The organism is Rahnella sp. 2050, assembly GCF_040544515.1.
Taxonomy (GTDB): domain Bacteria; phylum Pseudomonadota; class Gammaproteobacteria; order Enterobacterales; family Enterobacteriaceae; genus Rahnella; species Rahnella aceris.
On sequence record NZ_JBEPKE010000002.1, the window covers coordinates 206620 to 224470 of the forward strand.

At 52.5% G+C, this 17851-nt stretch carries 17 protein-coding genes; 3 read left to right on the forward strand and 14 right to left on the reverse strand.

The window, feature by feature from the left end; genetic code table 11:
* The first annotated feature begins 5 nt into the window (after nucleotides 1–5).
* Nucleotides 6–1094, forward strand: coding sequence for an ABC transporter ATP-binding protein (locus tag ABIC79_RS08220; RefSeq protein WP_037035089.1), 1089 nt, complete (start codon nucleotides 6–8; stop codon nucleotides 1092–1094).
* A 99-nt stretch (nucleotides 1095–1193) separates the two neighbouring features.
* The gene (locus tag ABIC79_RS08225) at nucleotides 1194–2204 is read left to right on the forward strand and encodes an OmpG family monomeric porin (protein WP_013577188.1); all 1011 of its coding nucleotides are present in this window, start codon (nucleotides 1194–1196) and stop codon (nucleotides 2202–2204) included.
* 45 nt (nucleotides 2205–2249) lie between these two features.
* On the opposite strand, the gene ABIC79_RS08230 is transcribed toward ABIC79_RS08225, so the two are convergent.
* The 13 genes from ABIC79_RS08230 to arcA all read right to left on the reverse strand — a co-directional run bounded on the left by ABIC79_RS08230 (nucleotide 2250) and on the right by arcA (nucleotide 14858).
* Complete coding sequence (locus tag ABIC79_RS08230) at nucleotides 2250–3281, reverse strand: LacI family DNA-binding transcriptional regulator (RefSeq protein WP_013577187.1); 1032 nt, start codon at nucleotides 3279–3281, stop codon at nucleotides 2250–2252.
* A 99-nt stretch (nucleotides 3282–3380) separates the two neighbouring features.
* Nucleotides 3381–4112: a proteasome-type protease gene (locus ABIC79_RS08235; RefSeq protein WP_013577186.1), complete on the reverse strand. Its 732-nt coding sequence runs from the start codon at nucleotides 4110–4112 to the stop codon at nucleotides 3381–3383.
* 26 nt (nucleotides 4113–4138) lie between these two features.
* A complete protein-coding gene (locus ABIC79_RS08240) occupies nucleotides 4139–4933 on the reverse strand; it encodes a transglutaminase family protein (RefSeq protein ID WP_013577185.1) in 795 nt (264 codons plus the stop codon).
* Nucleotides 4933–5874: an alpha-E domain-containing protein gene (locus ABIC79_RS08245; protein ID WP_013577184.1), complete on the reverse strand. Its 942-nt coding sequence runs from the start codon at nucleotides 5872–5874 to the stop codon at nucleotides 4933–4935. Before ABIC79_RS08245 ends, ABIC79_RS08240 begins: the two co-directional genes overlap by 1 nt.
* Nucleotides 5868–7319: a circularly permuted type 2 ATP-grasp protein gene (locus ABIC79_RS08250; protein ID WP_013577183.1), complete on the reverse strand. Its 1452-nt coding sequence runs from the start codon at nucleotides 7317–7319 to the stop codon at nucleotides 5868–5870. Before ABIC79_RS08250 ends, ABIC79_RS08245 begins: the two co-directional genes overlap by 7 nt.
* A 208-nt stretch (nucleotides 7320–7527) precedes the next feature.
* Nucleotides 7528–7914 carry a 2-iminobutanoate/2-iminopropanoate deaminase gene (gene ridA, locus ABIC79_RS08255; RefSeq protein ID WP_126125223.1) on the reverse strand — a complete coding sequence of 129 codons (387 nt, stop codon included), beginning with the start codon at nucleotides 7912–7914 and terminating at the stop codon, nucleotides 7528–7530.
* A gap of 55 nt (nucleotides 7915–7969) precedes the next feature.
* Nucleotides 7970–8434, reverse strand: a complete 465-nt coding sequence (gene pyrI / locus ABIC79_RS08260) for an aspartate carbamoyltransferase regulatory subunit (protein ID WP_013577172.1) — start codon at nucleotides 8432–8434, stop codon at nucleotides 7970–7972.
* Between the two features lie 19 nt (nucleotides 8435–8453).
* Nucleotides 8454–9389 carry an aspartate carbamoyltransferase gene (gene pyrB / locus ABIC79_RS08265; RefSeq protein ID WP_013577171.1) on the reverse strand — a complete coding sequence of 312 codons (936 nt, stop codon included), beginning with the start codon at nucleotides 9387–9389 and terminating at the stop codon, nucleotides 8454–8456.
* A gap of 249 nt (nucleotides 9390–9638) precedes the next feature.
* Nucleotides 9639–10145 carry an arginine repressor gene (locus tag ABIC79_RS08270; protein WP_013577169.1) on the reverse strand — a complete coding sequence of 169 codons (507 nt, stop codon included), beginning with the start codon at nucleotides 10143–10145 and terminating at the stop codon, nucleotides 9639–9641.
* 61 nt (nucleotides 10146–10206) lie between these two features.
* Complete coding sequence (locus ABIC79_RS08275; protein ID WP_013577168.1) at nucleotides 10207–11610, reverse strand: YfcC family protein; 1404 nt, start codon at nucleotides 11608–11610, stop codon at nucleotides 10207–10209.
* A 52-nt stretch (nucleotides 11611–11662) separates the two neighbouring features.
* Nucleotides 11663–12670: an ornithine carbamoyltransferase gene (gene argF, locus ABIC79_RS08280; RefSeq protein ID WP_112151034.1), complete on the reverse strand. Its 1008-nt coding sequence runs from the start codon at nucleotides 12668–12670 to the stop codon at nucleotides 11663–11665.
* Between the two features lie 33 nt (nucleotides 12671–12703).
* On the reverse strand, nucleotides 12704–13615 hold the full coding sequence (gene arcC / locus ABIC79_RS08285) for a carbamate kinase (protein WP_013577166.1): 912 nt from the start codon (nucleotides 13613–13615) through the stop codon (nucleotides 12704–12706).
* A gap of 22 nt (nucleotides 13616–13637) precedes the next feature.
* Nucleotides 13638–14858 carry an arginine deiminase gene (gene arcA / locus ABIC79_RS08290; RefSeq protein ID WP_013577165.1) on the reverse strand — a complete coding sequence of 407 codons (1221 nt, stop codon included), beginning with the start codon at nucleotides 14856–14858 and terminating at the stop codon, nucleotides 13638–13640.
* Between the two features lie 688 nt (nucleotides 14859–15546).
* Between arcA and ABIC79_RS08295 the strand changes: the two genes are divergently transcribed.
* The gene (locus ABIC79_RS08295) at nucleotides 15547–16017 is read left to right on the forward strand and encodes a NanQ anomerase/TabA/YiaL family protein (protein WP_013577164.1); all 471 of its coding nucleotides are present in this window, start codon (nucleotides 15547–15549) and stop codon (nucleotides 16015–16017) included.
* Here the strand turns inward: ABIC79_RS08295 and ABIC79_RS08300 are convergent.
* Nucleotides 15998–17800 carry a sugar phosphorylase gene (locus ABIC79_RS08300; RefSeq protein WP_013577163.1) on the reverse strand — a complete coding sequence of 601 codons (1803 nt, stop codon included), beginning with the start codon at nucleotides 17798–17800 and terminating at the stop codon, nucleotides 15998–16000. The two genes, ABIC79_RS08295 and ABIC79_RS08300, sit on opposite strands and share 20 nt — an antisense overlap.
* Between the last annotated feature and the right edge of the window lie 51 nt (nucleotides 17801–17851).

Below are 17851 nucleotides of genomic sequence, written 5' to 3' on the forward strand. Positions count from 1 at the left end.
AAATTATGGCTCAGATTTCACTGCAACACATTCAGAAAATTTACGACAAACAGGTTCACGTGGTGAAGGATTTCAATCTGGAGATCGCGGATAAAGAATTTATCGTGTTTGTCGGGCCATCCGGCTGCGGAAAATCTACCACCCTGCGTATGATCGCCGGGCTGGAGGAAATTTCTTCCGGCGACCTGCTGATCGACGGCGTGCGCATGAACGACGTCGCACCGAAAGATCGCGAGATAGCGATGGTATTTCAGAACTATGCGCTTTACCCGCATATGTCCGTGTACGACAACATGGCGTTTGGCCTGAAACTGAGAAAGATTGCGCCGGAGGAAATCAGTCAGCGCGTGGAGTATGCGGCCCAGATCCTCGGGCTGAATGAGTATCTGGCGCGACGTCCGGGGGCGTTATCCGGCGGCCAGCGTCAGCGCGTCGCGCTCGGGCGCGCGATTGTGCGTGATGCCAAAGTCTTTCTGATGGACGAACCGCTGTCGAACCTCGATGCCAAACTGCGGGTACAGATGCGGGCCGAAATCAGCAAGCTGCACCATAAACTCAATACGACGATGATTTATGTCACCCATGATCAGACCGAAGCCATGACCATGGCAACGCGGATTGTGGTGATGAAAGACGGCATTATCCAGCAGGTTGGCGCGCCTAAAACGGTCTATAACCATCCACAAAATATGTTTGTGGCCGGTTTTATTGGATCACCGGCGATGAACTTTATCCGTGGTGCGCTGGATGGCAACTTTTTCGTGACGGAAAGTCTGCATATTCCGGTGCCTGAAGACAAACTGGCGATATTGAATGCACGGGGTTATCAACGTAAACCGCTGATACTCGGGATCCGTCCTGAAGATATCGCCGGTGCAGAGCAGCAGAACGCACATTTTGACGCGCGAATTACGGTAGCTGAACTGACCGGAGCAGAATTTATGTTGTATTGCTCGATTGGCGGTCATGAATTTGTCTGCCGTTCAAACGCTAATACTGATTATCAGGCCGGACAATTATTATCCCTGTGCTTTGATATGAATAAATGTCATTTCTTTGATTGTGAAACTGAGGAAGTCATTACCGCGCATTAATAAGTTATGTCACTAACGTGTATAAATAACACGAATTTTAAAAGAGGTTATCCGTTGTTTTAATATCCATCTGTCCCTACTGTAAAAGGAATTATTATAATGAAAATGAAAGTGGCTGCCGCATTATTATGCGGCACAGTCTGCTCGTCGGCTTTTTCCGCTGAGAGCGAAAGCGTAAATAAAAATGAAGATCATAATTCACCGGCAATGCTGACGCCGGTACCGATCGGTAACGTTGCGTTACCTGCTGAACCCTGGAAGGTGCAGATCGGCGCCATGCAGGAAACAGAGAACACAGAAGGTCAGGGCGATAAAGACGGCGCTTATGAACCGACGGTATTTGTTAACTTCAGCAAAGGAAAGTGGAACTTCTACGGCGCATTTTATCAGGAAGACCATAACGTCGATTACTCCGAAGATACCCGAAGTGACTGGTTTAATCAGGTCGAATTCGATATGCATTATCAGTTTGTGGATAACGCAGATTATGCGCTGGGGCTGATGCTCGGTTTCAGGAACTATCAGTGGCAATATAATGAAGATAAAAAGAAAGAGGGCAATTCTTATAATACCCAGCGTTATACCATTCAGCCAGACTGGTCGGTGTCGCTTAGTCCTGCGTTGAAATATAACGGCTGGATGGCGTTGTATAATTATTATAACAGTATGGACGATAACGGTTATCTGAATAAAGAGTTTGAAGGTGAAACCGGTTTGAAATACAGTTTCACCGATGATATCGCGATGCAGGTCAGTTATTATTTAGATCGCGGATGGAATACCGGTGACAGCCAGCGCGGGGAATTCGCTAAACAGGAAGCGCGTATCTATTTGCCGGTGAGCTTCGATCTTTTCTCCAGCGGGAAAACTGTGCTGACGCCTTATGCCCGCCGGACGCTGGATACCTATTATTACAATGATGATCGCGGAGAACGCGAAGGAGAAACCGATACGCGATTCGGGTTGTTAATCAATCAGCCTTTACCCAACGGTTTTGCCATCTCACTGGAATATGCCTACGAATTGCAGTTGCACGATAATACCGATGCCAGCGCCAATGCGAAGACCAAATTCCATTATACCGGTGTCGGTGTCACCTATTCTTTCTGATGCCTCTCATCACCCAACCGGAAGCTGTTTTCCGGTTGGGTTTTCTTATTTTCCGGCAGTGATTTCTATGGCGGAATGATTCACCACCAGCTGTGTCGGCACCAGCGTGCGGGAATGCGCGCCGGGACGATCGAAAATTTTATCGAACAGCACACCGCAACCCTGCCAGCCTAATTCGCGGATAGGAATTTCAATGCCGGTCAGCCCCGGAGACAGGATCGGCGAAATATTGTCGCTGCTGTAACCGGTGATGGAAATTTCATCGGGAATGATCTTTTTCTGTTCATGGGCCGCGCGGTAAATGCTCATGACTTTCACGGCATCCGTGGCGAAAACGGCCGTCGGCGGATGCGCCTTTTGCAGCAATGTCGTCGCCGCCAGATAAGCGCTTTCGGTGGTATAACCGCCGTCAATCATCAGGCCCGGTTGCGCAGTCAGACCGGCATCCTGCATGGCGCGTTTATAACCGGCAAGGCGGTCAATGGAAACGTGATAATCCAGCGGCGCGTGCAGGCAGGCAATATCCTGGTGACCGAGCGAAATAAGATGTTCTGTCAGCCGGTAACTGTCCTGAAAATTATCGGTATCGACGGAAAAGACGTGCTGATATGTTCCTTCAATATTGCCAATCACCACCACAGGAACCTGATAATTATCTAACTGTTCCAGAATATATTCATCGGCGGGTGAACTGAGCATTATCACGCCTTTCACCATTTTTTCCGTTATTTTAGCGACACACTTTTGCAGATCTTCTTCGCTATTTTTGGACGTCTGCAAAATAACGTCAAAACCCTCTTCTTCCGCTCTCAGCGCAATGGATTGCAATATTTCGGAGAAGAAAGGGTTCCCGGCGGTTGTTTTGGTCGAACGGGTGGATATCACTAAAATCGCATCAAAACCTTTGGATGTCAGCGCCCGCGCCAGTTTGCTTGGCTGATAATTCAGCGTGCGGATAGCATCCAGCACGCGCTCACGGGCATCTGGCGAAATATTGGTTTGGTTGGTAATAACTCTGGAAACGGTAGATTTGGACACTTTTGCCAGACGGGCAATATCATAAATAGTGACTGCCACAATATATGCACCTCAAATATCCGTATTAAGGACGGGATATTGATAATACGGGGCAGGTCTGAGGTTGTCCATTTTCCCCAGACCTGATGTGGCGGATTATTACTCGTCTAATTTCAGCGGCGGCAACTGCGCAAAAATGCTCAGCAGGCCTTCGCCCCAGCCTTTGCGGATCATGTCGAAATACGGGTGTGTTTCGGTGATCCGGTGCTGTTGCGCGGCGCTGAAGCTGTCTGTCGGATAGGTCATCACATCCAGCGGCAGGCCGACGGAAAGATTACTGCGCAGTGTGGAGTCCATCGAAATCAGCGCACATTGCATCGCCTGATCCAGCGCGGTGTCGTAGCTCAGTACGCGATCGATAATCGGCTTACCGTACTTACTCTCACCAATCTGGAAATACGGCGTGTCGTGCGTGGCTTCGATGAAATTCCCCTGCGGATAAATGTGGAACAGCCGCTGGCCCTCACCTTTAATCTGTCCGCCGAGCAACAGATTGCAGCTGAAATCTGTATTGCCCCCCTGATTTGCGCCGCTGTCCCGTGCAATCACTTCACGCACCGTTTCACCCAGCAGGCTGGCGGCATCGTAAAGCGACTTCACGTTCAGCAGGTTTTCCCGCTCATCGTCTGCGCAGCGACGATGCAGCAGACTGATAATGCTCTGTGTGGTCGCCAGATTTCCGGCACTCTGGATCACCAGCACGCGTTCATCGCTTTGATGAAAAACATGCAGTTTACGGAAGGTGGAAATATGGTCCACTCCGGCATTGGTGCGTGAATCTGAAACAAACACCAGGCCAGAGGACAAGCGCATGGCCACACAGTAAGTCATAAAAAGGTTTCCTCAGGTATTCAGGATCATTGCGGAACGTCGAGTATGGCAACGGCCGCGACAGTGCGCATGTCTTCGCTTCCTCCCCCTAACCGGATACCGCGGACCGGGCATGCATCAAGATAATCTATGCCGATAGCCAGTTTCAAATGCTGATTCGGTTTACAGGTGTTATTGGTGACATCGAAGCTCTGCCAGCGGTCATCCAGCCAGGCTTCCGCCCACGCATGCATGGCCACATGCGCTGAGTCTTCCGAGTAAAGATAGCCGCTGACGTAACGCGCCGGGATGCCCAGGCTGCGGCAGCAGGCCAGGAAAACGTGTGTGTGATCCTGACATACGCCGGTTTGTGCTGAAAAGGCTTGTGAGGCGCTGTCTTTCACCGTGGTGCTGCCGGGGTTGTAAGGCATTTTCAGCAGCAGTTCGCCCATCAGGCTGCACAGACTTTCATGCTGTGCCTGCGGCCGGTAATAACGGCTGGCGAAATCGCGGATCGCGCCATCGGCCAGGGTCAGCGGGCTGGTGCGCAAAAACACCAGCGGCGAGAGATGCCCGCAATTATCGTCTTCCGTATTGTCTTCAATCTCGACCACGCCGTTGGCTTCAATGGTGATCGCCTGATGGGGTTGATCGAGCGTCAGGACATGCAGCACATTGCCATAGGCATCCAGCGTGCGGGTGGCATATTCCGGCAAGGTCAGATCCCACGACAAAATCTTCTGATGGCTGGAATCCTGCGGTGTGAGGCGCAGATATTGCGTGCTGTGTTTAACCTGTTGCGCATAGCTGTAATGCGTCTGATGTGTGACATTCAGTTTCATTATTGGGCCTCCAGATAGGTTTGATGAATGCTCTCAGCGATGGCATTGGTCTGATCCAGAAACTGCATCAACCAGGGGCTGAGACCCATCTCAACAATCTCGTCCATTTCGGTGAAGCGAAGCTGAGCATGAAGGGTATGGACACGGCGGCGTGGCAAATTGCCTGCGCTGCCGCCGATTTCCTCCAGCTGTTCGGCCATGATTTCGACACAGGAAAGCAGAGAACGCGGTAACTCGCGGCGCAGTATCAGCAGCTCGGCAATACGTTTCTGGCTAAGTTGCTGCTTATAAAGCGTGTGGAACGCTTCGCGGGCGCTGACCGCACGCAGCAGCGTGTCCATCCGGTAGTACTCGCGCACCGGATCTTCATCGGCATTCAGTAACTGATTTTTGGCATCCAGCAGGCGGGCGGTGCTGTCCGCACGCTCAAGCATGGTGCCGAGGCGGATAAAGTTCAGTGCATCACTGCGCAGTAATGTGCCGAACATCGCACCGCGGAACAGATGTGAGCGCTCCTTGACCCAGTCGAAGAAAGCGTCTGCACCGGCAGAACCGACGCCCTGACGGCGGATCAGTTTCATCTCTATCCAGGTGGCATTGATGCTTTCCCAGACTTCAGAAGAAAGACTGCCGCGCACCGCATGCGCATTGTTCCAGGCCATTTGCAGGCAACTGAAAATGCTGCTGTGGTTGAAGCTGTCCAGAGCGAAGAAGTTGAGCAGATTACCCATCGACTCCTGCGGATAGTGCTCGTTGAACAGTGTCCGCGTACCGGTCATGGTCAGCGGTACCAGTAAATCATTGTTTTCATCGCGTGCGTTGACGTCACGGATCGACATCATCGACAGCTTATTGGTCACGTCCAGCAGGCGTGCAATATTCTCGGCGCGTTCCAGATAACGCGCCATCCAGTACAGTTCGCTGGCTGTTCTGCTTAGCATGCGTCATCCTCCGTCGGATTTTCTTCCAGCACCCAGGTATCTTTGGTCCCGCCGCCCTGAGATGAATTCACTACCAGCGAGCCTTCTTCCAGCGCTACGCGGGTTAATCCGCCCGGTACCAGACGAATTTCGGCACCGGTCAGCGCAAATGGCCGCAGGTCGATATGACGCGGTGCCAGCCCGTTACCGACAAAGGTCGGGCAGGTGGAAAGCGCCAGCGTTTCCTGCGCGATGTAGTTTTCCGGGCGGATGCGCAGTAATTCGCGGAAGCGTTCAATTTCTGCCTTGCTGGCCGTCGGCCCAATCAGCATGCCGTAACCGCCTGCGCCATGAACCTCTTTCACCACCATTTTTTCCAGGTTTGCCAGCACGAAAGACAGATCGCTTTCCTTGCGGCATTGCCACGTCGGCACGTTATTGAGGATCGGATCTTCCGCCAGGTAGTAACGGATCATCTCCGGTACATACGGGTAGATCGATTTATCATCCGCCACGCCGGTACCGATCGCATTCGCCAGCACCACACCACCGGATCGATACACCGACAGCAGGCCGGGAACCCCGAGCATGGAATCGGCGCGGAACGCCAGCGGATCGAGGAAGGCGTCGTCAATACGCCGGTAGATCACGTCAATCTTGCACGGTCCGGCGGTGGTGCGCATAAACACCGCGCCGTCTTTCACGAACAGATCGACACTTTCTACCAGTTCAACACCCATTTGTTGTGCGAGGAAACTGTGCTCGAAATAGGCACTGTTAAAGCGGCCGGGCGTCAGTACCACGACGGTCGGATCGTTGACGGTGGTGCTTTCGCGCAGGGTTTGCAGTAAGTGGGAAGGGTAGCGGGAAACCGGCGCGATACGCTGCTCGGCAAACAATTCGGGATATAACCGCATCATCATTTTGCGGTTTTCCATCATGTAAGACACACCGGACGGCGTGCGCAGGTTGTCTTCCAGCACGTAGTATTCGCCATCGCCTCCCCGCACCATGTCGGTTCCGGCAATGTGGGCGTAGGTATCACGATGAAGATCGATGCCCTGCATGCAGGGCTGATACTGATCGTTGGCCAGCACTTGTTCGGCGGGCACGATCCCTGCCTTGAGGATCTTCTGGTCATGATAAATATCATGCAGAAAAGCATTAAGCGCCTGAACCCGCTGACGGATCCCGCGATCAAGCATCTGCCATTCGCTGGCCGGAATAATGCGTGGCACGCTGTCAAACGGGATCAGCCGTTCCGCGCCATCATCTTCGCCATAAACATTAAAGGTAATCCCCACCCGGTGAAACAACAGCGCAGCTTCCTCTTTTTTGCGCTGGACTGCCTGTTGATCGGCTTGCTGCAACCACTGCCAGTAGGCCTGATAATGGCTGCGGTGTTTGCCTTCAGCCATCAACATTTCATCAAAAAAGGGTGAATCGGAAAGGTCAATCTTGATCATCATCACCTCACAAACTGGACAGGCTGCAATTGAATCGTTCAATAACAATGAAGATCAGGCATAAAGTGTGCCAGCGTGCAAAACGGGCTGAAAATCAGGGGAAAAGGGGCCGGTCTGCTTAATTATAGGGCGAGGAGAAGTTTGTTTGCCTGAAAATGGGGCAAAAAAAACCAGCCCGCAGGCTGGTCTGGTGCATCACTGACGCGAATTAACGGCGGACGGCGATGGCTTCGATTTCGATTTTTACGTCTTTTGGCAGACGGGCGACTTCAACGCAAGAACGGGCCGGGAATGGCGCGTTGTGCTCGGTGAAGAAGGTTTCATACGTGGCGTTAACGGTGGCGAAGTCATTCAGATCTTTCACGAAAACGGTGGTTTTCACAATATCTGACACTTTCAGGCCAGCGGCTTCAACGATCGCCTGTACGTTTTCCAGTGACTGGCGCGTTTGTGCAGAAATGTCGTCAGCCACAGAGCCGGTTTTAGGATCCACTGGGATCTGGCCGGAAGTGATGATCATACTGCCCAGATCCACGCCCTGAACATAAGGACCGATAGCGGCAGGGGCGTTTTCAGTGCTGATTTCGCGGGACATAATGTCTCCTGATTTGCGTTAAGGGGAACAAGAAATTGTTCCCCAGTATAAAGGCTCAGTCGTTATTGAGCACCACCTGATGCTCAAACTCTTTCTCGCAGTATTTGCATTTCAGGTGCACGCCGTCTGCGCGTTGTTTCACCGCAAAGCTGGAGTCCACCGGTTCAAAACGGCTGATGCAGTTGCCGTTCGGGCAGCGCAGTACGCCGACAATCCGGTCCGGCAGCGTCGGCATCAGCTTTTTCACCACGTCGTAATTGTCGATGCGGTTCACCGTCGCGCGCGGGGCATACACCGCCAGCTGATTGACCTGTTCGTCGGTCAGAAAGGTGTTTTCAATTTTGATGATGTCTTTGCGGCCCAGCTCGCCGGAAGGCAGGTTCAGGCCGACCGTCACACGTTGTTCCGTCTGGGTAAACTTGAACAGCGACAGTAATTTAAATCCGACCTGGGCCGGAATATGGTCGATGACCGTACCGCATTTGATCGCTTCAACCTGAAGTTTGTTGTCGTGCGTCATAATCGTTTTCTCCTCAAGTTTACTGTGCAGTGTCTGCGTTCAGAACCAGCGCCAGCAAAGCCTGACGCGCAAAAATTCCGTTACCGGCCTGCTGGAAATACCAGGCATAAGGCGTTTTATCCACATCCGGCGTGATTTCATCGATACGCGGCAGCGGGTGAAGCACTTTCAGGTGCGGCTGAGCATGGGTCAGATCGGCAGCCCGCAGGACAAACTGTGCTTTCACGTTGGCGTATTCCGATGGATCCAGACGCTCTTTTTGCACGCGGGTCATGTACAGAATGTCGATTTCAGACACCACTTCATCAATGCTGCTGTGCAGGCTGTATTCGATGCCTTTCTCTTCCAGCAACGTCAGGATATACCCCGGCATCGCCAGCGCGTCCGGCGCGATAAAGTAGAAGCGGTTGCCGTTAAATTTCGCCAGTGCCTGTGCCAGGGAATGTACCGTGCGGCCATATTTCAGGTCGCCGACCATGGCGATTTTAATGTTGTCGAGACGGCCCTGAGTTTCCTGAATGGTGAACAAATCCAGCAGGGTTTGCGTCGGATGCTGGTTCGCTCCGTCGCCTGCGTTGAGCACCGGAATACCGCCGGAGAATTCGGTCGCCAGACGCGCCGCGCCTTCCTGCGGATGGCGCATCACAATCGCATCAACGTAGGTGCTGATGACCGAAATGGTATCGGCCAGCGTTTCGCCTTTTTTGCCGAGCGAGGTGTTGCTGCTGTCGGAGAAACCCACCACCGAGGCGCCCAGACGATGCATCGACGTTTCAAATGACAGACGTGTGCGGGTTGAGGCTTCGAAGAAACAACTGGCGATCACTTTGTGTTTCAGCAATTCAGGCTGCGGGTTGGCTTTCAGGCTGGCAGCGGTATCCAGTACCAGTTCCAGCTCTTCGCGGCTGAGATCGTTGATAGAAATGATGTCTTTCTGATACAGCGGATTGGCCATAGTCGTCATTCTCCTGTTCTTTACGCGTAAAAAAGTGTGGCGCTCAAATTCCGGACAAAAAAAAGCCCCTCAATGAGGGGCTTTCAGTAAAACGGTAATACCACGGAAGAACAACGGCAGCGGGCTGCCTGATGGCACGGTGTTTGGTCGATCATCTGAGCACAAAACCTGGCGATTGTTCATGGGTTCTCCCGACAAATTGTGGCGCATTATACGCGGGTCATTGACGACATCAAGCGGAAAAATGGCCTAAGGCAAACGGTTGCTGCCGTGGTTTTCCTTTATCGCCAGTATTCGCCTGATTATCCTGCAAACTCTGTCCAGCTCTGTCATTTCCCGTGGCGCAACCAGCACGGAAGTACTCGATGCGATCACGCCGAGCACCTCCGGCAACCGGTGTTGATCGATAATCCGCCCCACGGCGCGGCCATAGCCCGGCATGACATGTACCACGACAAATTGAGGGTTGTGATCCACATCGGTGACCATTTCACTCACTGGCCTCAGGGCATCAGGGATAAGCTGAGATTGCTCATTCAGGGCGTAAATCTTTTTGCCTTTAGCATTCTGTACCTTCACGACGCCCAGTATTTTCAGCAATTGAGAAATGGTGGACTGGCCGATGTTGCGGTATCCCGCCCGCTGGAATTCCACACGCAGTTCTTCCTGTGATGAAAAACTCCGGCTGGCAATAAGCTGATGGCAGAGGATCAGTTGCTGGTGTTCTTTTTCAAGTGTAGACAACGTTCTTTTCATGGTTATGTTCCCGGTAAATAAAGGACGTCAACATGGCAAAAAAATCATTTTCTACAAAGAGTTAAACCAAAGAACCGAGACTTAGCGCGAACATCAGCAATACCAGTAAAATTCCCATCAAAGGTGCGACCCATTTCAGCCAGCGGACATAGGGCACCCGCGCGATGGCCAGACCGCCCATGACGACGGCGGAGGTCGGCGTGACCAGATTCACCAGCCCCGATGCCGACTGATAAGCGGTCACCACCAGTTCACGCCCGACGTGGGCGAAATCGGCGAGAGGCGCCATAATCGGCATGGTCATCACCGCCAGACCGGATGAAGAGGGCACCAGAAACGACAGCACCACTTCGAGCAGGAACATGACGTTAATGAAAATCACGCTGGATAATCCGGAAACGATGCCTTCTGCGCTGTGCAAAATGGTGTGGGTGATCATGCCGTTGTCCATGATCACCACGATGCCACGGGCAATGCCGATGATCAGTGCCACGCCGAGCAGGTCGCGTGCGCCATCAATGAATGTCGAGGTCAGTTCTTCCTCACTCATGCGGGCAATCAGCCCCACCAGGATCGCCGCAGCCAGGAAAACGCCGGAGATTTCCCCCATCCACCAGCCTTTTACCGATACGCCATAAATCATCACCACAAAAGCCAGCGCGAAGATCAGCAGAATGATTTTACGTACGCCGGTAAAGGGCAGCAGTTCATCGCTGCGGTTACCGAGAAAGTGGGCGCGGTTGCTGTCCCACTGATCAGCCACAACAGAAAGCGAGGGATCGCGGCGCACTTTACGGGCATAGCGCATCACCCAGATCACGCAGATCAGCCAGCCGACGATCAGAATCGCCACGCGCAGGCCGATCCCGTGGGTGAAGGGGATCCCGGCAGCATTGGCGGCAATCACTGTCGCGAAAGGATTGATCGTTGAGCCGAGCGTGCCAATCCCGGCGCCCAGCAGTACGGTAGCCGCCGCGACCAGCGGGTCGAAACGGGCCGCCATCATCACCGGTACCAGAAGGGTGTAAAATGGCAATGACTCTTCGGCCATGCCGTAAATGGTGCCACCGGCGGCGAACAGTGCCATCAGGATCGGGATCATCCATTCTTCTTTGCCCTTAAGCCGGACAGTCACCCGCTCAATTCCGGCGTCGATTGCCCCGGTTTTGGTGACGATGCCCAGAAAACCGCCGATGATCAGAATAAATAAAGCGACATCAATTGCGCCAGCCTGGCCGGTGGTGTGGTTGTACAGGCCATCAATGGGCGCGAGGAAAATATCCACCAGCCCCTGCGGATTGCCGGTAACGGCGTGATAGGTGCCTGAGACGGGAACTTCTTTACCCAGCCCGACATTCATCGCCATGTCGTACTGACCGGCGGGGATAATCCAGCTCAGGCCCGCAACCAGCGCGATAAGCACAAACAAAATGGTGTAGGCAGAAGGGAATTTGAATGTACGCATAAACGTAATCCTTAAAAAAAGCGTGAAGGCAAAACGCCTTCACGCAAGGGGCTTAGTCATCGCCAAGGGTGGCGACCATGACCGCTTTTATGGTGTGCATACGGTTTTCGGCTTCATCAAAAACGATGGAATGCGGGGACTCAAAAACGTCATCCGTCACTTCCAGCCCTTTCATGCCGTAAGCGATTTCCAGTTCTTTGCCGAGGGTGGTTTCTTCGTTATGGAAGGCGGGCAGGCAGTGCATGAATTTGACGTCAGGATTGCCGGTAGCGTTAAGCACCGCCGCATTAACCTGATACGGGGTCATCAGACTGATACGTTCTGCCCAGGCGGTTTTGGCTTCGCCCATTGACACCCAGACATCGGTGTAAAGAAAATCGACGCCCTGTACGCCTTCATCAACGTGCTCTGTCAGCAGGATCCTTGCGCCGGTAGTGCGGGCGATATCGCGGCAGGTCGCGACCAGTGTCTCTTCCGGCCAGAAGGATTTTGGCGCGATCAGACGGATATCCATTCCCATTTTTGCTGCCCCGACCATCAGGGAATTACCCATATTGTTTCGGGCATCGCCCAGATAAGCGAAGCTGATCTGACTGAGTTTTTTACCCGGCGAGTGTTCAAGCATGGTCATCAGGTCGGCAAGGATTTGGGTCGGATGAAACTCGTCGGTCAGCCCGTTCCACACCGGTACGCCGGAGAATTCCGCCAGTTCTTCCACCGTCTTTTGTGCAAAACCCCGGTATTCGATGCCGTCATACATTCGCCCCAGCACGCGGGCGGTGTCTTTCATGGATTCCTTGTGTCCGATCTGGCTGCCGCCAGGGCCGAGATAAGTCACGTGTGCGCCCTGATCAAACGCGGCGACTTCAAACGCACAGCGGGTGCGGGTAGAGGTTTTCTCAAAAATCAGCGCGATATTTTTTCCGCGCAGACAAGGGCGTTCCTGACCCGTTTGCTTATCGTCTTTAAGCGTCAGCGCCAGGGTGATCAGTTGCTGAATTTCTTCCGGTGTGAAATCAAGAAGTTTAAGAAAATGACGGTTTTTCAATGTGGTAGTCATAACATCATCCTGAAATAATCAAGTGAGGGCGGGTTATTCCGCGCGGATACAGGTGCCTTTCAGACCGGCCAGAATGGCTTCACCCTCTTCCAGTGCGCCGATCCCCGCCAGCCCGTGGCAGGCGTCGACAAACTGGCAGGCGGCACTGACTTTCGGCCCCATGGATCCGGCGTCGAAGGTCATACCGGCGAGATCCCGTGTAGTGATTTGATGCAGCGGACGCTGCTCCGGCGTGCCCCAGCCGAGGTACACCGCATCGGCATCGGTCAGGATCAGCAGCGCGTCGGCCTGTAACTGACGCGCCAGCAGCGCCGCCGAAAGGTCTTTGTCGATGACGGCCTCTGCGCCTGCCAGCCCGTCGGCGGTCTGATGAACCGGCACACCGCCGCCGCCGTTACAGATGACCAGATAGTGCTTTTCCAGCAAGTCACGGATGGCATCAATCTCGAGGATGCGCTGCGGTTGAGGAGAGGCGACCACGCGGCGGAAATGCTGCCCGTCGGCTTTCATCGCCCAGCCTTTTTCGGCGGCCAGATTTTCCGACTGCGCCTGCGTATAAACCGGACCGATGTATTTCGTCGGCTTATCAAATGCCGGATCGAGTAGGCTGACTTCCACCTGCGTCAGCAGGGTGCAGACGCGACTCTCAGGCAGACAATTTTTCAACGCCTGTTGCAACAGATAGCCGATCATCCCCTGTGTTTGTGCCACCAGAATATCGAGCGGGTAGGGCGCGACTGCCGGATAAGCGCTGTTTTGCAGCGCCAGCAATCCGACCTGCGGGCCGTTGCCGTGCACCAGCACGACGCGCCATTTCTGGCATAGCGCAGCCAGCGTTTCGGCCGCCAGACGGATGTTTTTGCGCTGCAGTTCGGCTTCGAGCGGTTCGCCACGGCGCAACAATGCGTTGCCGCCGAGGGCGACAACCAGAACAGGTTTGTTCATGAAATTTTCCCGGTATAGGTGATCAGATGTCGTCGCGTTCAAGCGGGCAGCTCATGCAACGTGCGCCGCCGCGACCTCTTCCCAGTTCATCACCCGGAATGGGGAGAACGGTGATTCCGGCTTTGTCGTATTTTTCGTTAGTCCGGGTGTTACGTTCGTAGCCGATGACCACGCCGGGACGCACGGTCAGGACGTTATTGGCGTCATTCCACTGTTCGCGTTCGGCTTCAAAACTGTCGCCACCGGTGGTGATGAGTCTGATGTCGTCAATGCCCAGCGCTTTACCGATTGCCCGCACGAACTGTGGTTCTTCGGTGCGACGCAGGCCACCGTGACCATTGTCGGTCAGCGTCCAGCACAACGTGGTGTCGCGCACCACTTCCGGATACACCGAGAAAGTGTCCAGATCGATATGTGTCATGACGGTATCAAGGTGCATACAGGAACGGTGTTTCGGTAATTGCAGCACAATCACTTTGGTGGCTTGCTGATGTTTGAACAGTGAACGCGCGAGGAACTCCACACCCTGCGGTGTCGTGCGTTCTGATAAACCAATTAATACTGCGCCACGGCCAATGACTAAAACATCGCCACCTTCCAGCGTGGCGTGGTCGTAATTAAATTCGTCGTCGCCAAAGTAAGTAATAAATTCGTTATCGGTAAAGTGCGGGTGCCAGCGATATATGGCCCGTAAATTATTGGTTTCCCGTTTACGTGCTTCCTTTGCCATCGGATTAACTGATACGCCGTTATATATCCAGCAGGAGGTATCACGGGTAAATAAATGATTGGGTAAAGGCTTAATCACGAAGTCATTTAACTGATGCGTATCTGTGACCATATTATGGAATGTATCGGGAATTTCACTGTATGTTAATCCGCCGCTCATAAACCGGGCCGTTTGCCGGTGAGGAAGATCGGCCAGCCAGCCACGAATCTCTTCGGCAAATTGTGGCCCAAGCCGGTAATCCGAGATTTGCCGGCTGAGCAGCCAGTCTTTGGCCTCGCGGTTATCGAGGGTTTCCGTCAGCAGGTCAGTGAGCAATAAGACTTCCACACCTTGCTGGCGCAAGGTCTGACTGAAGACGTCATGCTCTTTTCCGGCGCGCTCAACGGAAAGTACGTCATCGAATAATAATTCCTGACAATTCGACGGGGTGAGTCGCTGTAAACTTAAATTTGGCCGGTGAAGCATCACGCTGCGAAGTTGGCCTATTTCGGATCCTACATAATGCCGTTTCATATTTATCCCTTTTTATAAAAAGAAGACCAAATAATGTTTTGGGCAAATGAATTACGCGGAGAATAAATAATATATTCAACCTGAAATGGAATGTGCCCGCAACGGAGTGAATAATATTCCGCTCAGGCATTTAATATGTGATTCAGATCGCATCAGAATAAACGGATGAAAGAGGTTATATGTTGATTGATAAGCGTCATTGTTTTATTTATTAGCGGGCGCAGTAAAGTGAATAATAAACGAAATATCAGCGTAATTATTTATCCTGACAGTAAATGACCGATTGAGATAATGTTTACTCAGTTATAATCCGCTAAAAAATAAGGGGTTTATTTCTCGTCTGCATAGAATGTCTTTTTTCATGATTAAATATTTATAAATACTCTGAAACCTTAAATAACTATGATTTATTTGGGGTGTTTTCGGTTTAATTAACTTTGTGATCTGTGAGTGAGTTTTTATAAAAAATCCGTAATACCAACAGGATGAAAGGGCCACACTGAATACGTTTTCAGGGTTTATGCAATCTGACTGCATAACCATTGTTTACCGGCTACGGGTGATGTTCAGCCACAAAAATATCCCCCAGAAAGTCAAAATTTTGATCCCGCTCTGGCAAGCAGACAGCAAACAGGATTAGTATTTATGAAACGCTGTTTCACTCATGCATTACAAACCCGAGGTTATGATGATCACAGGAAACATCCACGCACTGCATCTCGTCCCTTATCTGCCCGCTGAGCTGCGCGAGGCCATTGAATACGTTAAACAACACATCACGCCGGACACCCCGTTGGGTAAACACGATATCCGCGGCAACGACGTTTTTGTGCTGGTTTCCAATGATTCCACTGCGCCACAGGCTGAACGCCGTGCCGAGTTCCACGCACGTAATCTGGATATCCAGATTATCCTCAACGGCACCGAAGGCATGACGTTCAGCAACTTACCGGCAGGATATGTCGATACCGACTGGCTGGAAGAGAAAGACATCGCGTTCCTGGCTGCCGGTGAGCAGGAAAAAACCATGATCATGCAGACCGGCGATTTCGTGGTGTTTTATCCGGGCGAAGTGCATAAACCGCTGTGCGCCGTCGGCGAACCGGCCAATGTGCGTAAAGCCGTGGTGAAAATGAACGTCAGCGCATTGTCCGCTTAATGCTTATTGTGTAGCGCTTTGTGCGCTTGATCAGCTTCATCCGCCAGCGACGCAGCCTGCCGAGACGTTCCGGCGCTTTGAGTTTGTGTTTGATCCACACCACCTGCCACGGCTGGAGACGCATCTGGCCGTTAAATACTTCTCCGCTAATCAGATCCTTCCCTTCGACCGCCAGCTTCAGCATCTGCGAATGATCGCTGATATTGAATATGCAGCTGATCCGGTCTTCGGTTTTCGGATCATAGCGTTCCATCGCAAACAGCGATTTGCCCAGATCAAACACGCGCTGGCCAGCCTGCGGTGAAAATGCCGGGTGCTCGCGGCGGTGCCTGATGAGTGCCTGTAATCCGTAAAAAATGCGGGCGCGTAAGCCGTCTTTTTTTTCCAGTTCAGCTTCAATATCCATCAGATCCAGCTTTTTACGGTTGATGCGGCGGTTGATCCCGGACTGATGCATGCCGTCGAGATCGTTCTCGCTGCCCAGCAGGCTGTGAATATAAATCGCCGGGACGCCGATAAACGACAATAACAGCGCCTGTGCCGCCAGAAACTTGCGGGCTTTCATCTCGGTATTATCTTCCGGTTCGGTCAGCGCGCTCAGGTAATTAATGTTCAGTTCGTAAGGCGAATGGGTGCCGTCGCCGTTGTCTTTATAGGACACGCGGCCTTCCTTGCGCAGCGTTTCCTGCGCCATGTATTTACGTTCGTCATCGGTCAGGAAGGTTTCGGTCGGACGTAAACCGATGCCGTCGTGGCTGGCAAGGAAGTTGAAATAGGTGGTGTCAGGGTAACGGGCTTCCGCATTCAGGCTTTGCGCCCATTGGGTGAGCGTGGTGGTGTCCTGACGCAAAAAAGCGTGCAAGGTCAGCGGTGGCAGCGGGAACTGATACACCATGTGTGCCTCGTCACCTTCGCCGAAATAACTGATATTTTCGTGATGCGGGACGTTGGTTTCAGTGATGATCCGCGTGCCGGGGATCACTTCATCGAGAATAGTGCGCCAGACTTTAATGATGTTATGCGCCTGTGGCATGTGAATGCAGCGCGTCCCGGCTTCTTTCCAGATATAGCCAATCGCATCAAGGCGGATCGACTGTCCGCCGCTGGCGGCGTATTGCAACAGCACATCAATGCTTTCCAGCAAGACCTGAGGATTCTTGAAATTAATATCGATCTGATCTTCACTGAACGTCGTCCACAGATACAGTTCGGTGCCGTCGGTTTTGATAAATGGCGAGAGCAGCGGCGAAGCGCGCGGGCGCACGACGCGGCTGTAATCCAGCTCGGGATTAGCGGCAATAAAGTAATCTTTGTAATACGGATCGTCATGCAGATAGCCTTTCATCCATTCGCTTGAGCGGGAAATATGGTTGATCACGCAATCAAACATCAGGTTGAAATTGGCCGAAAGGTGATGAATATCTGACCAGCCACCAAGATGTTCATCGATCCGCCGGTAGTCAATGACGCTGAAGCCGTCGTCTGAACTGTACGGATACATCGGCAGAATATGGATGTCGCTGATAATGTCGCGCAGATAAGTGTTAGCGAAATGATTGAGCGTCGCCAGCGGCGGTTGCTCGCCGTGACGGATATTATCGCCATAAGTAATCAGATAAATATTGGTCCCATCCACCCAGCGGGTGGTGCGATGTTTGCCGTAATTCCATTTGTCGGCGAGATGCAGGATTTTTTTCAGCAGGTCGGCGATGTGTTCCCGGGGGTAAATCCTGCTTAACAGGCTTTCCAGCCGCAGAACATACTCAAGATTGACTGAGCTCATATCGGTTCCTTCTTCTGCATTTTTGTTTTTTTGACCAAAGCGCTTTAAAAA

What these genes read in the sequence shown, in the direction of transcription:
- ABIC79_RS08220 (WP_037035089.1), top strand. Translation starts at nt 6, where the DNA reads ATGGCTCAGATTTCACTGCAACACATTCAGAAAATTTACGACAAACAG.
- ABIC79_RS08225 (WP_013577188.1), top strand. Translation starts at nt 1,194, where the DNA reads ATGAAAATGAAAGTGGCTGCCGCATTATTATGCGGCACAGTCTGCTCG.
- ABIC79_RS08235 (WP_013577186.1), bottom strand. Translation starts at nt 4,112, where the DNA reads ATGACTTACTGTGTGGCCATGCGCTTGTCCTCTGGCCTGGTGTTTGTT.
- ABIC79_RS08240 (WP_013577185.1), bottom strand. Translation starts at nt 4,933, where the DNA reads ATGAAACTGAATGTCACACATCAGACGCATTACAGCTATGCGCAACAG.
- ABIC79_RS08245 (WP_013577184.1), bottom strand. Translation starts at nt 5,874, where the DNA reads ATGCTAAGCAGAACAGCCAGCGAACTGTACTGGATGGCGCGTTATCTG.
- ABIC79_RS08250 (WP_013577183.1), bottom strand. Translation starts at nt 7,319, where the DNA reads ATGATCAAGATTGACCTTTCCGATTCACCCTTTTTTGATGAAATGTTG.
- ridA (WP_126125223.1), bottom strand. Translation starts at nt 7,914, where the DNA reads ATGTCCCGCGAAATCAGCACTGAAAACGCCCCTGCCGCTATCGGTCCT.
- pyrI (WP_013577172.1), bottom strand. Translation starts at nt 8,434, where the DNA reads ATGACGCACGACAACAAACTTCAGGTTGAAGCGATCAAATGCGGTACG.
- pyrB (WP_013577171.1), bottom strand. Translation starts at nt 9,389, where the DNA reads ATGGCCAATCCGCTGTATCAGAAAGACATCATTTCTATCAACGATCTC.
- ABIC79_RS08270 (WP_013577169.1), bottom strand. Translation starts at nt 10,145, where the DNA reads ATGAAAAGAACGTTGTCTACACTTGAAAAAGAACACCAGCAACTGATC.
- ABIC79_RS08275 (WP_013577168.1), bottom strand. Translation starts at nt 11,610, where the DNA reads ATGCGTACATTCAAATTCCCTTCTGCCTACACCATTTTGTTTGTGCTT.
- argF (WP_112151034.1), bottom strand. Translation starts at nt 12,670, where the DNA reads ATGACTACCACATTGAAAAACCGTCATTTTCTTAAACTTCTTGATTTC.
- arcC (WP_013577166.1), bottom strand. Translation starts at nt 13,615, where the DNA reads ATGAACAAACCTGTTCTGGTTGTCGCCCTCGGCGGCAACGCATTGTTG.
- arcA (WP_013577165.1), bottom strand. Translation starts at nt 14,858, where the DNA reads ATGAAACGGCATTATGTAGGATCCGAAATAGGCCAACTTCGCAGCGTG.
- ABIC79_RS08295 (WP_013577164.1), top strand. Translation starts at nt 15,547, where the DNA reads ATGATCACAGGAAACATCCACGCACTGCATCTCGTCCCTTATCTGCCC.
- ABIC79_RS08300 (WP_013577163.1), bottom strand. Translation starts at nt 17,800, where the DNA reads ATGAGCTCAGTCAATCTTGAGTATGTTCTGCGGCTGGAAAGCCTGTTA.